The sequence below is a fragment of the Fibrobacter sp. UWH9 genome (assembly GCF_900129715.1).
In the GTDB taxonomy this organism is placed as follows: domain Bacteria; phylum Fibrobacterota; class Fibrobacteria; order Fibrobacterales; family Fibrobacteraceae; genus Fibrobacter.
Genome location: NZ_FQWP01000006.1, coordinates 26,756 through 42,281, shown reverse-complemented (window position 1 = coordinate 42,281; position 15,526 = coordinate 26,756). Strand labels below are relative to the sequence as shown.

Genomic DNA, 15,526 nt, shown 5'->3' with positions numbered 1-15,526 from the left:
CCTTCGACTCCGCTTGCGCTTCGCTCAGGATGACACGAGGACTTTAATCCTCGAATCGCTTTTCCTTGTTAGCCTTCATGCCGAAGAGTTTCAAGAAGATTCCTCTGCCAATCAGCACTACGACAGCATAAACAATCCCGCAAGGAACACCACAAGGCCGCCAGCCACCCCAATCAGTTCCTTCCAGGATGTGTTTTTTGAAACTGCAACTTCGCCGGTTTCTCCATTATTCATGGCGGTGATTTTTGCAGCAATATTTTCACGAAGTTTCTTCTGCTGATCGGCGAAATTTTCCGTTAGACAAAAAACATAGAACTGCGCACAAAGCAGCAACAACGCAACAAACAATGCGGCTATGGGTGATTCCATCGTTTGATAATATGTAAAAGATTAAGGTTTCACTATAATTTTTATTCTTCATTTTTCGTCTCAAACCCATTTACATTTTTGTTAGATTTATCTAACTTTATTTGAGTAAGTAGGAGGATAAATGTCAGCCTTATCTCAATACCATGACTTAATCTTGTGCGTCGTTTCCGCCCTGGAAGCAAGAGATTCCTACACCAGTTTCCATTCCTCCCGCGTAGCGGAAATGGTGGAAGCCCTTTGCAGGTTTTTAGGCATCACCGGCGATCAGGAAGAACTATTCCATATTTCGGCACACTTGCATGACGTTGGGAAAATTGGCATACGCGACGACGTTCTTTTAAAAGCAGGACGATTGAATGATGAAGAATGGGAAATCATGAAATCCCATTCTTTGCAAGGTTACGAAATTTTACGGAAGGCAAAGCTATTTGAGAACGTAGCTATCATTGTACGCGGACACCACGAACGCTGGGACGGTAAAGGTTATCCCGATGGACTGTCCGGAGCAAACATTCCCCTGGGTTCAAGAATTATCGCAATCGCCGATTCCATCGACGCCATGATTTCAGACCGTCCGTATCGCAAGGGAATGGACGTTTCCATCTGTAAGGAAGAAATAAAAAAGAACGCCGGAATCATGTACGATCCCGACGTGGTTAAAGTCGCTTTGGAAAATTGGGATGATTTAATTAAATCGGGCACTGCCGTCTGCGCCATGCAGAGTTAAGTTCCAATTTTAGTCATGCTCTTGGCACAAATAGCCATAGTGGACGCATTATGCAAAAATGCCGACGTGGTGGGAGAAAGGAATCCGAAGAATCCACCCGCAAGCAAACCCGTATTAAAGGCGACGATGAACTTATAGTTGGATTGGATTCGATCCATCAGCTTTTGGCTCAGAACGCGAAGCTCAGCCAAGTCTTCCAGATTTTCTCCTCGGAGAGTTACGTCCGCAGTTTCTCGGGCAATGTCGGAAGCATCGCTCATGGCTACAGAAACGTTTGCGGCAGCCAAGGCGGGAGCATCGTTAATGCCATCCCCCACCATAATGACGCGTTTGCCTTCTGCTTTCATCCGTTCCACGTAATTGTGTTTGTCTTCGGGCAAAACTTGTGCGTAGAACGTGTCTATTCCCAGGATTTCAGCGGTACGTTCCGCAGCCTTCTGGCTGTCGCCGGTGATCATGACCACATTCTTGATGCCCGTTTCTCGCAGGCGTTTGATAGCGACGGCAGCCTCTTCTCGCGGAGGGTCGCTAATGCACAAGACACCAGCCAACTTGCCGCCAATACCCAAGTAGATGACGGATGCGGCACCGCCCACTTCTTCGATGGTCGCCTGCTGTTGTTCCGTCACGAGAACCTTTTCATCCTCGATTACGAAATGCCTGCTACCGATGACAGCCCTCTCACCTCTAAGGGTTGTGGCAATACCATGAGCCACAATGTACTTTACATCCGCATGCTCTTCGGCATGATCGATGCCACGTTCCGCGGCACCATTTACAATAGCGCGGGCCATGCTGTGAGGGAAATGTTCCTCGATGCAGGCAGCTATCTTTAAAATTTCTTCTTCGGAACGACCACCAAAGGCAATAATCTTCTGAAGCTTCGGTTCTGCCTTGGTCAAAGTTCCCGTCTTATCGAAAACGACAGTATCTGCCAAGGCAAATTCCTCAAGATACTTGCCGCCCTTTACGGTCATGTTCATATCCGCCGCCTCGCGCAATGCAGAAATCACAGAAATCGGGGTAGAAAGTTTAATGGCGCAGGAATAATCCACCATCAAGATGGAAACAGCCTTGGTTATGTTCCGGGTAAACAGCAATGTCAGCCCAAAACCAAGGAAGCTGAAGGGAACAATGCTATCAGCCAGATGTTCCGCACGGCTCTGGATGCCCGCCTTCAAATCTTCGCTATGGTCAATAAGTTCAATAATCTTCTGGATTTTTGTATTTCCATTAACGGCACGGACCTTTACCACAAAGGAGCCTTCGTCCAAAATGGTGCCAGCAAAAACAGTCTTACCTTCGTTCTTCAGCACCGCCTTGGACTCGCCGGTCATGGTAGATTCGTTGACAAAGGCTTCCCCTTCTACAACGGTACCGTCCACAGGAATCATGGCACCATCGCGGATTCTCACCAAGTCACCCGGCACCACGTCCTTCAAGTCAACTAAGGTGTCCACGCCATTTTTAACCACCCAGACTTTGTCCACTTTTACAGCAAGGCTGCCCGTAAGCGCTGTGCGGGTGCGAGCCTTGGTGTAATCTTCCAATAAGCCAGAAACCCCTAGCAGGAACATAACCGTACCTGCGGACTCATAATTTTTCTGGAGCATGGAGGCTCCAATGGCGGCACCATCCAGAACTTCGACGGTCAACTTACCTTCTGCAAGAGTGGATAATCCCTTAGCCACATATTTGAGGCCGCGGAAAACCGTTATGGCCGTTCGAATCGGCAAAGGAACAAACCAGCGCATCAGATAGCGGCGAGCTATCATTTTGCACAGGCTGTTCTGGAAATTGTCATCCAGGGATTGCAACTGGTAATCCGTATCCGGATCCACTTCGGGCAATTCCCTCGGTTTTAAGGCAGTTACAAAATCCAGAATCATCTGGCGATTTTCAGCAGTTATTTCTGCAGATTCATCGCTGCCATAGTTCAGCAAAAGGCTTCCATTGGCACTATGGATTACCGCAGACTTTACGCAAGGAATCCCCACGCAAGCCTTATGGATACGGCCTTCAAACTTAGGTTCAAAGGCGTAAGGACCACAGCGAAAACGGATACGCCCCGGCCGATCGTATGCGATTCTGAATTTCATAAACTTACCTACACAAGATGACTTGACAAGAAAAATTACTTGTCCAAGCCTGCTTCGGACTTGGCGTCGTTGCAAATGTCGTTAGCTTCGTCTTTCATATCCTGGAAGGCAGCCTTGGCATCGGCAGAGAACTTCATGCCGTGAGCAAGGCCAGTTACAGCAAGTTCACGAGTTTTCTTTGCCTTGAGCACTTTCTTGGTAATAGCGGAGCCAACAGCACCAGCAACCACCAACCAGAACTTTTCATTTTTGAAGATAGACATAGGTTACTCCTTGTTAATTTTTAACTAAGTTAGACACTCTAATTTTGTTAGCCAATTTAACTTTGTTAGACCAGCTAACTTTTATTTTAAGCCAAAGCTAAAGCCTTGCCCAGTTCCTGACACTTAGCCTTTGCGTCGTCATCGGGAGCATTTTCAACAGCCAAGGGTTCATCCACAAGGTTCAAGCCCGCGGCAACTGCATCCTCTTTCCAGGGAGTCATATATTCGCCGCCGCCCCAGCCGTATGAACCGAAAAGAGCCACCTTCTTGCCAGCAAGAGCAGGTTTCATCTTTTCATAAAGAGGCTGAAATTCGCTGTCTTCCAATTCTTCGGCACCCATGGCAGGGCAACCTAGAGCAAACTTTTCAAACACCGCTGCAGAATCTGCAGAAAACTCGGTGGTATGAAAAATTGAAACGTCTCCGCCGACACCTTGTGCGCCAGCAGCAATTTCCTTCGCCATCATTTCGGTATTTCCGGTTCCGGACCAATAAACAACTGCAATTTTACTCATTTTATTTTTCCTTTTTTTTAGTAAATCAACTTGCGACAGTCAAGCGTTCCAAGGAAGCACCCTGTTCAAATCGAGTCCAAAGAATCTCCTTGCATTTTTTAAAGACCTCAAAAATATGCATGGAATTTTGAACGTCGTTATAAACCTTCCAACAGCCTATTTGCTTGTAATTTCTGCCTCCGTTGGCGATAAAATCCCGCACATCATCCAAGGGATATCCCAGAAAAACCCCTACTTCATGGGGAAAACAAACAGATTTCATCATGCGCTTTCGAAACGATTTTAGCAAGGAATCCACATCGAATTTCGCATACCCGAATCTTTTCAGGAAATTCTGGATTTCACAAGAACAGGTAAGAGATCTAAGCGCACAATCCCTATAGACATAGATGTAATAACAGCCTCTTTTCTCTGCAACAACCTTGACAAAAACGCCTTTAGGATTCAAAACCTTATTCCAGCGGGAAAGAAGATTGCATAACAGAAGGCCGTCGGCAATTTCAAGGCAGAATAAATTCCCCACCTTTACGCCAGCTAGTGTAGGCGCACATTGCCGAACGAGACATGAATCAAACATTCTAGCCATAATTAGATTAGTCTAACTTCAAATTTTTGTCAAATATATCCCGCCCGCGGCATTTACCGGGGCGGGAAACCCTCCAGCTCAATGAGGTAACATAACTTCGAGCTGGCGGAGGTTTTATGGCATTTTCTTAAAAGGCGAAGACGGTTTCCACACCAAGCTGCAAGCTAATGTCGTCATTGTCGCCATAGTCATCACCCAGGGGCTTATTCAGCATACCGAAGCCGGTAATTTCAAGACCTTCTACAGGGGCAAAGTAAAGACGGAGGCCAGCAGCAAAGGAACCCAAATCCTCATCGCTATCCAAGGTGTTGCTGTGGAATTCCAGCGGGATTCCCAAGGTAAGAGCGCCCACCAAATTCAGGCTGGGTTCCACATAGGCAAAGAAGTATTCCGGGATTTCTTCACCGTGATCGATGGGAGCATCTTCGTCAAAGAGAGCGTAGAATGCGGTTGCCTTGATGTTAAAGCCACCCACTTCAAAAGAGGGTTCCACCAGGAAGGCATGAGTTGCACCCGGTTCATCTTCACCAAGGGCATCCACATGGAGACCATACACGGCGTGGAATCCGAAGCCGCCAAATTTCAGGTTGGCATCCACACCAGCGTGGAGTTCATTGTGTTTCGGTTCCTGATAGGACTTGTAATCCACATAGGGGCGCAAAGTGTGTTCACCTAAGCCCAATTCATAAGCCAAGTGAGCGTCATAGGCGACGCCTACGCACGTTTCCTCACCATCTTCTTCAGCGCAAACTTGATTGTCGTTGTCACCGCGACCAAAGCCGAGGCCAAAAACAAAACCATTAAAGTCAACTTCAACTCCTCGAATATCGTGTTCAGCCATACCAGCGGCATTGTCGGCAGGATCGTCGTAGCCGTAGTAGTTCAGGAAAGCTCCCTCAGAAAAAGTCAAGTCACCGGCCTTGACCACAAAATTTTCGCTCTTGGTGTACTGAACGAATGCGCCATTGTAAATAGCGGCAGGATCAGTAGATTCGCCATCCGCTTCCAACTGCACCTCTGCAGACCATTGATCATTGAACTTTACTGCAAAATTCAAATCAAAGGTGGAGGCGTAGCTATGGGTAACTTCGTCGTCATTGAATAGATCGCCGGTGTAGGCATCGAACTCGACTTCGCCAGAAATTGCGACTTCAGGGCCCTTGGATTCTGCAGCGGATTCAGCGGAAGCGGCTTCTTCTGCAAAAGTATTTGCTGCAAGGAGGGAGGCGGTCATTAAACCGAATGCAATATTGTATTTCATTGTTTTTCCTTTTTTCTTTTTGTTATAAACTTTAAAGGCTGTGCCGGGCATTGCCATCATCTAATGGATAATCGCCGCGCAGTTGTTTTTAGCTTAAGTAAACTTTATTAGACTAGACTAACCACGAGTTTGTAAATTAGGGCCGTTGGAGGAGACACGTTCCAACGGCCCCGATTTACGTTTTTTGTGTTTCTCGATTCACACTCATTTCCATCTTCGAACGCTACATTACAATTTCTAAAACTGGAACCTCGCGCCTCGAACCTGGAACCTCATCAGTCTTCGAATCTCTTCTGCTTGTTAGCCTTGATGCCGAAGAGTTTCAGGAAGATTCCAGTACCGATCAGAACAATGACTGCGGTAACGATCCAGTGGGTTTGTCCACCAACAGGTATCTGGTAGAGCAGCACTGCAATGGCCCAGGCAAGAAGCGTTTGAACCGTAGCCATAAGGATTCCAAGACCCAGGCCGATTTCACGAACCACCACGCCCATGGCTGCCAAGCAAGGCACATAGAGCAGGATGAATACCAGGAAGGCAAACACCTGCCAGTTGAACCCGTCGTGACCGCCGTTATGGAAGTAGGAACGGAGGTTGGCGTAGATATCGGCAGTTTCGCTGAGGTCGCCTTCTTCAAGAGCGCCCATAGCATCTTCATCAAGTTCAATACCGGCAGCGGCAAGCTTTGCAAAGACTTCTTCACGGGTCTTTTCGTCACCTTCTTCTTCGCCGAAGGTTTCGATAGCGGCATATTCTTCGCAGGTCAAGACCTTGGCTTCCTGGATCTTATCCAAGGTTTCCTTCTTCAGTTCTGCAGCGCTTTGGGCTTCAAGTTCGCCAGAGGTTCCCAGGATGTCCGTAAGAGAGCCAAAGACTTCGCTGAGGTTTGCAGGGATAGAAGAAACTGCTTCAATGAATGCAGCCTTGAGATCAGGAGCACCATCTTCCTCTTCTTCTGCAGGGCATTCGTCAACACCTGCGATGAGAGGCTTTTCTTCTTCGGCGGGAGGTTCTGCAACTGCGGCGGTTTCGGCAGGTTCCGCACTGGATTCTTCGCTTGCGCTCAGAATGACGCTAGGAGAGTCGCTCGGAATGACAGCGGAGGATTCGCTCGGAATGACACGGGATGCGGTTTCGCCTTCGCTCAGAATGACGTTGGAGTCAGCAGAAGCAGCAGTGCTGTCGGTAACAGCCACACTTTCTCCTTCTGGTGCCGGGGCGGTTTCAACAGCCGGGGCTTCCTCAGCAACAATTTCTGCGGCTTCAGAAGGTGCAGCGGGTTCAGCCTGAGGGCCTTCCACCGCTTCACTCTTCGGAGCCATGGAGTACAGAGAGTTCATGGTGCCGATGACAGCTTCCTTAGCCAAGAGTCCGGTAAAGAGGGAAACGGAGGCCGGCCAGTTATCTTCTTCGACACCAAAGGGTTCAAACACAGGGGTAATGGTCTTACCCACAGAAGAAAGCAAACTGTTTTCGGAATCTGCGTTACCGGCGGTAAACTTGCCATCCACATAGCCAAAGGCATTGAGGAAGCCGAGAATAGCCACTGCAATGGTAATTACCTTACCGGCGCGAAGCACATAGTCCTTCAACTTCAGCCAGGAGTGGATCAGGAGAGCCTTGATTTTCGGGAAATGGTAGTTGGGAAGTTCCATCACAAAGTTGCTGGATTGTCCCATAAAGAGAGACTTCTTCAGGAACAGACCATAAACGATAGCGAAAAGAATACCAACCAAATAGAGGGCAAACACAATGGTTCCTGCCTGTTTTCCAAAGAAGGCTGCTGCGAACAAGGCATACACCGGAAGGCGAGCGCCACAGCTCATGAAAGGCACCAAGAAAATAGTGAGGAATCGTTCGCGCTTGCTTTCAAGAACGCGAGAGCCCATAATGGCCGGAACGCCGCAGCCAAAGCCCACCATCATGGGAACGAATGCACGACCAGGGAGGCCCAGGAATCTCATAAAGCGGTCTGCCACGAAGGCGGCGCGAGCCATGTAGCCAGAGTCTTCCAGGAAGGTAAGGCAGAGGAACATGAAGAAGATGACCGGAATGAAGGTAGACACCGTCTGGATACCTGCACCAACGCCATCAGCAAGAATTGCGGTAATCCAGGCGGGCGCGCCAATGACGTCACCCAGCAAGTAGCCGAGGCCGTCTACAAAAACAGCACCAAAGAGAATATCAAAGAAGTCGATGAATGCGCTACCGATAGTCACTGCAACCCAGAACACCAGGTACATGATCAGCAAGAAAATCGGCAAGGCGAGCCAACGATTCAAAAGGATGGAATCAAGCTTGTCGGAGAATGTCTTTTTGCTGCGATCACCAACAAGAACTTCGCCAGCAATTTCGTGAGCCAAGCTATAACGAGCATCGGCCAAAACGAATTCAGATTCTTCGCCCAGCTTTGCGGTGATGTCAGCCTTGTTCAGCGTTACTTTTGCTTCTGCAAACTTATCTGCGTAGCTCTTTTCGTTACCCAAGTACATAAGGGCAACCCAGCGGGATTCAGCATCCAAGAGCTTTGCCACCGGAGAAACGACCGGCTCCAATTCCTTAACGACACCTTCAACCTTTTCGCCATAAGTAAGAGCGGTAGGAATGGTGATGGCGCTAGAAATCACATGGGTCATCTGGCTAATGAAATTGGTAATGCTCTTTTCGCTTACAGCAGAAAGAGGTACTACCGGTACGCCAAAGCGCTTGGAAAGAGCTTCCAAATCAATGTTGAGGCCGCGAGCTTCAGCAATATCCATCATGTTCACAGCAATAACCATAGGCTGCTGCATATCCACAATCTGGGAAGTGAGGAACAAGTTGCGTTCAATATTGGTAGCGTCAACAATATTCACGATCAAGTTGGCTTCGCGAGTCAGGAGGAAGTCAACAGCGGCACGTTCATCTTCAGCATTGGCGAAGAGAGCGTAGGTACCCGGAAGGTCCACCACGCGAATATGGCGATCACCTAAATCAAAAAAGCCTTCTTTCTTTTCGACGGTAACGCCAGGCCAGTTACCCACATGCTGACGAGAGCCAGTGAGGGCGTTAAACAGAGCAGTTTTACCACAGTTCGGGTTACCTGCAATAGCAATAGTAAACGGCTTGGGAGACATTAGATCCTCTTCAACTTAAGAACTTCAGCTTCATTTTTACGCAGGGAAAGGCGATAGCTAAGAACACTCACCTCAATGGGGTCACCGAGAGGTGCCACCTGCATGACTTCCAAAGTGACGCCGCGGACAAGGCCCATGGACAGCAACTTGGACTTGTAACGGGCATCGCCATCGTTGTAGCCAACGATTTCGACTTTGTCGCCCTTCTTCAGTTCAGAGAATTTCGGCTCGACGTTCCACTTTTTTGTTTTTCCGTCGCAGCCACAGCCGCAATTACAGCTCATTTTTTGTTACCCTTTGCAACCTTCAACTTCTTTACAGTTGTGATTACAGTTTCCGAAGGCTTCATGAAGTCTTCAATTTTAGACAGAGTCTCTGCCGACAGGATATGTTCCATACAGCAAGCGTCCTTATCAGCAATAGCTTCAGAGACACCGAGACGAATTAAAAAACCTTTCAGGAGGATATGGCGATTCAGCACATCGTTGGCAGCCATGCGGCCAGCTTCAGTCAGCTCAATGCCGCTATAGGGTTCCTGGGTGACCAAGCCAAGCTTCTTCAATTCCAGAATGGCCTTTGCCACGGAGGGCATTTTTACCTGCAGAGCAGCGGCGATATCTTTTACGCGAGCGATACCATGGGCAAGGCGCAGCATGTGCACCATTTCCAGGTAATCTTCCAAGCTCTGGCTGAGCTTAATGTGTTCGTTTTCCATTGTCACCTCTTTTTAGTTCGAACCTTGCTTAAATACGGCTTTATTTGCGCGCTAGCCATATTTAGACAAGCCTAATTGAATTAGGCAAGACTAAATTTAGTTAACCAAGACTAATTAGTCAAGGCTAAATTTGATAAAAAATTATCTTTAACTAACTTTTGTTAAAAATCAGACTTTTACACACCCTACGTCCCCCCAGTATCTAAAATGTGTTCGTATTATTTTATTACATTCACACAAACAAGCAGACGGTTTTTAGTTAAAGCCGCCTGGGCTTGGCGGTTTCTAGGATATGAACTTTTTGAACATTGCAAAACTTATGGTCATACTGGCAGCAGCCTCTTTTGCTAGCCAGACCACATCCATTTTCGTTAAGGACCCGGCCGAACTGGAAAACCTCCAGCAGAACCTGGAAAACCTTAAGACAGAGCTGGGCGAAAGCAACCCTCAAGTGGATGATTTGCTGAATCGAGCCAGTAAAATCGCAGAAATGAACAACCGTTGTTCCATGATTTCCATCAACGACGTTCTGGACGACGAATGTAGTCACTTCTACTCGGTGGACCTTCCCGAATTCGAAGATATGTATATGGAAGTGACCGGCGAGGTGCGCCTGAATTCCGTCAAAATGGGCAACACCCTGGCCGAGCGAACCGAGCAGATCCAGGTTTGCGCTTCTGCACTTGGCGGCATTCTCGTTCCCAGGGAGCGATTGCTAAAACTGGACGGCAAAGTGGACCTGGAACCCCTTGATCTTGCAGGGGCCTTTGACGCGACCTACGACTTCACCCTGTATTTTGACCCCAGCCGACTGAAGCAGCAGAAAACTCTAGTGGAACGCTGGATGGAAAAATGTGGCGACGTGGTGATTAGAAAGGCCGGCGATGAATTTGCCCCCTTGTTTGTCGATCGAGTCAATGCCGTTAACGACTCCCTTGAAAAAAATAACGTCAACATCAAGATTATCCTGAATTCCGAAAAGCTAGACATTTACCAGGATTTAAGCAAACCCGTTTCCGGAGCCTATTTCTTGAGCGGAGCCCAACTGTTTGACGTGGCAGCCCTTCCCTCCGGCATGGATTACGCTCACTTCGTGGTAAACCTTCGCGACCAGAAGGTGGAGCAGCCTCTGGGTACTCAAGCGAAATTGCAGAATTTTAGGGGACGTGTGGAATTTACAGCTGCCTATCAAGAAAAAGATTTGATGGGACGCTGGATATGGGGAAATCAAAAAGAAATTAAACGAGCAAAGGTCAAGGGCCAGATTGCCGCCAATGTAGTCACTGGCGACACATCCAAGCCCGCCCCCGTGGTAAAGAAGTTGGCTTCTCTTGATACCACGGCATTGATTGTTTCTGTAGCGGACACTGCAGATGTCAACGAGCAAGAAGATGAAGCCGCCAAGAACGCCGCCAAAGACGCCGCACAGAACAACAGCGGTTCCAAGAAATCCTGGATTCCTACAGCCGTTGCAGGCGTGGTGATGATTGGAGGCGGAGTCATGGCCGCCGTATTCAACAACAAGGCAAAAAAAGAAAGCGAAAAGGAAGCGTCTACCCGATCTGAGTACGACGACCGTTGCGATAAGATCAAGAGCGCCCAGAACATGCGCGCCGTCGGTTTTGGCATAGCCGCCGCTGGCCTCGTAGGCGTAGGCGTAACGCTGCTTTTTTAGGACGGAGAAGAAAGATGAAGTTTTTTAGCGTAGCAAAGGACCTTGCCGTAGCCGCATCGCTTTTTGCGTTCGCGGCCTGCACCGACTATCTGGAAAATTTCCAGGACAAGTATAATGACGGCAACGACTTCGCAGAAGTGGTAAGCGGCGACGACACTGATTCTACAAGCAACAACGGTGATGTCAATTCCGCGGGCGGTAACGGCAGCGAAACCAGCAGCGCAATAGATAACGCAGCCGGTTCAAGTAGCAGCAACGCAAACAACGGTTCCAGCACTTCAAATGGAAACACCTCTTCCAGCAGCGAGCAGAAGACTGGCCTAAACGATGAAGGTTGTACGGGCACAGTCATTTACGACGCAAATAAAGACGTCAACAAAAACGTTTTTGGCAATCCGATAGAAGCGAACGACAGCGTCAGTTTCATAAAGGATGTCGGAGCAACCGCAAAAATCTACTATAGCACAAAACTTCACTCATTAATAACAGACATTGCCTCCTCGGACGACTCCTCATCAACAAGGAACATTACATCGTGGGAAGGCCTCTGCATTGAATACGCCACCGATGGTCCTGCAAACCTATACCTAGGCATTGAAAACAACTACAGACTACAAGTGCTACCAATAACTAACGGCGAAAAGAAATCATTCAAATTATCATGGGAAGACCCCAAGAATAGCAACAATATTATAAAAGGTAATTTTTCAACAAACAAGATAAAATTCCTCTCCTTCGAGAACGAAAAGTCAGACCCAACAAATATAACCGTCTCTAAAATCACAACACTCGCCAACGTCAGTTTGGAGGAAAACACCTCCACGGAGCAACACTGTACAGGTACGGCTATTTACGAAAATGGCAAATACAAATTGGGACAAGTTTTCGATGCAGATAATGTTGTTAACTTAAAAGATCTAACCATCAATAGTTCTAATAATCAAGTGTTCTTTTACCTTGATTCAGTTAAATCAGTCCTTTTGAATAAATACAGCATAATACACTGGGACGGTCTATGCATAGAATACTCAGCGACAGCTGATTTAACCGTTACTGTACGCGATGCCGAAAAACAACAAGACCAAAACAATCATCCTCAAGTATTGAAAATTTACGACACAACACAAGGATTACTACAGTCCAGACAATTTTATTGGAACGAATGGTCTGAATCCAACGGCTATTATAGGAATAACATCATAAATTCCTCAAGCGTGATTTCATTCAGTCTCGATGATCCCAATTCTACGGGATCAGTCAAAATCAACAAGATTACCACAATCGCCAACGTGCCCGAAGACAGCCTTTTGAAGCCAGCCACTTGCGGCGGCAAAGAAATTTATAATGCAAAAAAGAAATCAAACTCTTCCTTACAAGGATACCCATTACAGATCTCAAGTACAAATCATTCAGAAAATTCCACCAAGGACGGACTCGACCTATTTTTTTCTAACGATACGACCGAAAACTACATTACCATACCTGTAGCGGATGTTTTGAGCGAAAAGACAATCGATGCGAGAGAATGGAAAGGTCTCTGTATCGAATACACTTCGGAAGACTCCTTATCTTTACAAATTTCAAAGTTAATCTCCTCTGGGTGGATAATGGAAAATTGGGAATCGGCCGCGATTCCCGAAAGGGGAACATCTCATCCACTTATGGTACCTTTTGAGAAATTTCAAAATTTCAAAACAGCGGGTTTCAATACGTTCTTAGAAGAAATAAACGAAATCGCCCTTGTATGGAAAAACGATCATAAGACTTCTTCCAAAGCAACCATTTACAAAATCACGACAATAAACCCCAACGTCACTATACCTAATCACCTTTAATAATTTCAACCCATACGAAAAGAGAACAAAATGAAAACTTTATTTACAAAGATGTTATTGATCGCAGGCCTCGCCGCCTCTGCAGCCCTCGCCCAGGAATCCCCCGCAAAGAAGGGTCATGATGCAGGCGTTGGCGTTCGTGTCGCTTTTGATTACGACATGATGTACGGTTTTGAAGAACCGGATGACGACTTCACTGACGACCCCACAGGCTTCGGTTTTGAAGCGGGTCTTACTGCACGCGTTGAAATGGTAAACAATCTGTACTTCGTTCCGGAAGTGGACTTCAATTACAGCAGCACAAACCACAGCGCAGGCCGAAATGAAAGAACCTACTCCAGCATGAATCTGGAAATCCCCCTGATGTTCCGCGGCGTTGTAGCAGAACGTTTCTACGTGAATGCAGGTGCCCAGCTGAATCTCCGTCTCGCCAGCAACGTAGATGCCCCCACATACCACACCGACCCGATTACCCACAAGGAAGTCAAGGAAGAAATGGATGACTTCGAACAGGGAGCTTTCAGCTTCGGCATTGTGGCCGGTGGAGGAGTTTTCGTAATGGACCAGGTTAGCATTGATTTGCGTTTCTACATGGGCATGTCCGAACTGTTCCCCGACGCCGATTACATCGGCGGTGGATTCAGCAACATGGATGAAATCAAGCACCCGTCTTCCATCGATATGGCTGGTGCAAAGATGATGAGCATCAAGCTCGGCGTTAACTTCTGGTTCATCTAATCCGTTGTTTTTTTCAGCATGAAACTGCTAACCGATTTTTCGTATAGCGAATGCCTCCCCATCGTGTCTAACGACGCCATGAGGGCATTAGATAACGACACAAAGGTCTACAACACCCGAAACGATTTCGCATCGTCTGCCGATGCTTCCAGAATCAGTAACACCCCCATTGGAGCAGGTTACATCTTGATGAAGGAGGCCGCCCAAGCCCTCCGCGACACAGTGCTGGATTTTCTGAAAAAGAAAAAAATGCACAAGAGCGTTGCGGTCTTTATTGGCGGCGGCAACAATGGCGGCGACGGTCTTGTTCTTGCAAAGCTCTTGATCGAAGACGGCATTCCTTGCACGGTCTATTCTCTTGCAAAGCCCGATGCCTTCAAGGACGAAGCCCGCATGGCCTGCGATGATTTTATATCGGCAGGAGGCAGACTTTATTCCTGTGAGCAGCTCCCCCTAGCACCCCACTTTACCCTAATAGTCGACTGCATGCTGGGTAACGGGGCCTCCGGAGAATTACGTCCCGCCTTCGCACAAGCGGTAAACACCATCAACAGCTGGAAAATTCCCGTATTGGCTGCAGACGCCCCTACCGGTTATGATTCCCAGCAGCACATAATGTGCGACCCCTGCATCCACGCTGCAGAAACATTGCAGTTTGGCCTCCCCCGTCTGGACGCCTACACCTCTGCAGGCGCCGCCGCTTTCGGAACCGCACTTTTGGCACAGCTCCCCTACCCCGACGAATTGATCCGCAGGGTAGACGCAGGCGTATTCCTGGCCAACGAAAGCATGATTCCCGACCTTCTGCCGGAACGCAACGAAATCGGCGACAAGCGCGCCCAGGGAACCGCCATGATTATCGCCGGTTCTTCCAATATGCCCGGCGCAGCAGCCCTTTGCACCGCATCGGCTCTTAGAAGTGGCGCAGGCCTTGTCACCTTGGCCACACCCAAGTCTAACTTGCGCACACTGCAGGCAAAGCTTAGCGAGCCCGTATTCTGCGGCCTTGGAGATGACAGTTGCGATTGTCTTTCTGTAATGCACCTGATGCACCTTCAGAGTGTCGCCTCTAGGCAGACGGCCATCGCCATCGGCCCCGGCATCGGAACCACCCAGGAAACCCAGGACGCCGTCCGTATGTTCCTGACAGGCTTAAGCACCCCGGTGGTCATTGACGCCGACGCCATTAACGCCTGCGGTTCCGCATACTTCTGCATGGAAGGCGGCCCCGCCAACGCCATCATTACGCCCCACAAGCGCGAATGGGAACGCAACTTCGGACCTCTGCCGACCAACGAAAGTTACTACCCGGAATACTTGCGTCATTTCGCCATGCAGTTCCAGCTGACTATCGTGCTGAAGGGTTCCCCCATTTACGTCGCCCTCCCGGACGGTCGCGTATATGTGATTCCCGCACGCAACTCCGGCTTGGCCAAGGGCGGTAGCGGCGACGTGCTTACAGGCGTGATCGTCTCTCTGCTTTCTCAGGGCATGCCCACTGGCGAAGCAGCCGTTCTCGGTGTGCTGATTCATCAAAAGGCAGGCCGCCTGACCCGCGAAGAACTGGGGCCATTCTCCATGCTCCCCAGCGACGTCATCAAGAACTTGTACAGAGCTTTCTGTTAGA

General features: G+C 48.4%; 14 protein-coding genes. 5 read left to right on the top strand and 9 right to left on the bottom strand.

What is annotated here, in order from left to right; translation table 11 throughout:
- Positions 1–117: 117 nt before the first annotated feature.
- The gene (locus BUB94_RS07055; protein ID WP_073235504.1) at positions 118–369 is read right to left on the bottom strand and encodes a hypothetical protein; all 252 of its coding nucleotides are present in this window, start codon (positions 367–369) and stop codon (positions 118–120) included.
- 121 nt (positions 370–490) lie between these two features.
- Here BUB94_RS07055 and BUB94_RS07050 point away from each other — a divergent pair, with 121 nt between their 5' ends.
- Positions 491–1,096, top strand: coding sequence for an HD-GYP domain-containing protein (locus tag BUB94_RS07050; protein ID WP_073235501.1), 606 nt, complete (start codon positions 491–493; stop codon positions 1,094–1,096).
- On the opposite strand, the gene BUB94_RS07045 is transcribed toward BUB94_RS07050, so the two are convergent.
- The 8 genes from BUB94_RS07045 to BUB94_RS07010 all read right to left on the bottom strand — a co-directional run bounded on the left by BUB94_RS07045 (position 1,093) and on the right by BUB94_RS07010 (position 9,651).
- Complete coding sequence (locus tag BUB94_RS07045) at positions 1,093–3,195, bottom strand: heavy metal translocating P-type ATPase (RefSeq protein WP_073235498.1); 2,103 nt, start codon at positions 3,193–3,195, stop codon at positions 1,093–1,095. The two genes, BUB94_RS07050 and BUB94_RS07045, sit on opposite strands and share 4 nt — an antisense overlap.
- Before the next feature lie 35 nt (positions 3,196–3,230).
- A complete protein-coding gene (locus BUB94_RS07040; protein WP_073157310.1) occupies positions 3,231–3,458 on the bottom strand; it encodes a DUF1490 domain-containing protein in 228 nt (75 codons plus the stop codon).
- An 86-nt stretch (positions 3,459–3,544) separates the two neighbouring features.
- Positions 3,545–3,973, bottom strand: a complete 429-nt coding sequence (locus tag BUB94_RS07035) for a flavodoxin (RefSeq protein WP_073235495.1) — start codon at positions 3,971–3,973, stop codon at positions 3,545–3,547.
- Between the two features lie 25 nt (positions 3,974–3,998).
- Positions 3,999–4,550, bottom strand: a complete 552-nt coding sequence (locus tag BUB94_RS07030; protein WP_254793704.1) for a DUF3793 family protein — start codon at positions 4,548–4,550, stop codon at positions 3,999–4,001.
- 136 nt (positions 4,551–4,686) lie between these two features.
- Entirely contained in the window at positions 4,687–5,820 is a 1,134-nt protein-coding gene (locus BUB94_RS07025) for a hypothetical protein (protein ID WP_254793698.1), read from the bottom strand.
- A 275-nt stretch (positions 5,821–6,095) separates the two neighbouring features.
- A complete protein-coding gene (gene feoB / locus BUB94_RS07020) occupies positions 6,096–8,936 on the bottom strand; it encodes a ferrous iron transport protein B (protein WP_073235492.1) in 2,841 nt (946 codons plus the stop codon).
- Complete coding sequence (locus BUB94_RS07015) at positions 8,936–9,220, bottom strand: FeoA family protein (RefSeq protein ID WP_083538159.1); 285 nt, start codon at positions 9,218–9,220, stop codon at positions 8,936–8,938. The genes feoB and BUB94_RS07015 overlap by 1 nt, the downstream gene beginning before the upstream one ends.
- Positions 9,217–9,651 carry a metal-dependent transcriptional regulator gene (locus BUB94_RS07010; protein WP_073235490.1) on the bottom strand — a complete coding sequence of 145 codons (435 nt, stop codon included), beginning with the start codon at positions 9,649–9,651 and terminating at the stop codon, positions 9,217–9,219. The genes BUB94_RS07015 and BUB94_RS07010 overlap by 4 nt, the downstream gene beginning before the upstream one ends.
- A gap of 292 nt (positions 9,652–9,943) precedes the next feature.
- Between BUB94_RS07010 and BUB94_RS07005 the strand changes: the two genes are divergently transcribed.
- Genes BUB94_RS07005 through BUB94_RS06990 form a run of 4 tightly spaced genes read left to right on the top strand, consistent with a single transcriptional unit; the run spans position 9,944 to position 15,525 of the window.
- Complete coding sequence (locus BUB94_RS07005) at positions 9,944–11,326, top strand: hypothetical protein (RefSeq protein WP_073235487.1); 1,383 nt, start codon at positions 9,944–9,946, stop codon at positions 11,324–11,326.
- A gap of 14 nt (positions 11,327–11,340) precedes the next feature.
- Positions 11,341–13,161, top strand: coding sequence for a hypothetical protein (locus BUB94_RS07000; protein WP_073235484.1), 1,821 nt, complete (start codon positions 11,341–11,343; stop codon positions 13,159–13,161).
- 30 nt (positions 13,162–13,191) lie between these two features.
- The gene (locus BUB94_RS06995) at positions 13,192–13,899 is read left to right on the top strand and encodes an outer membrane beta-barrel protein (RefSeq protein WP_083538158.1); all 708 of its coding nucleotides are present in this window, start codon (positions 13,192–13,194) and stop codon (positions 13,897–13,899) included.
- An 18-nt stretch (positions 13,900–13,917) separates the two neighbouring features.
- A complete protein-coding gene (locus BUB94_RS06990; protein ID WP_139258216.1) occupies positions 13,918–15,525 on the top strand; it encodes an NAD(P)H-hydrate dehydratase in 1,608 nt (535 codons plus the stop codon).
- Position 15,526 lies beyond the last annotated feature (1 nt).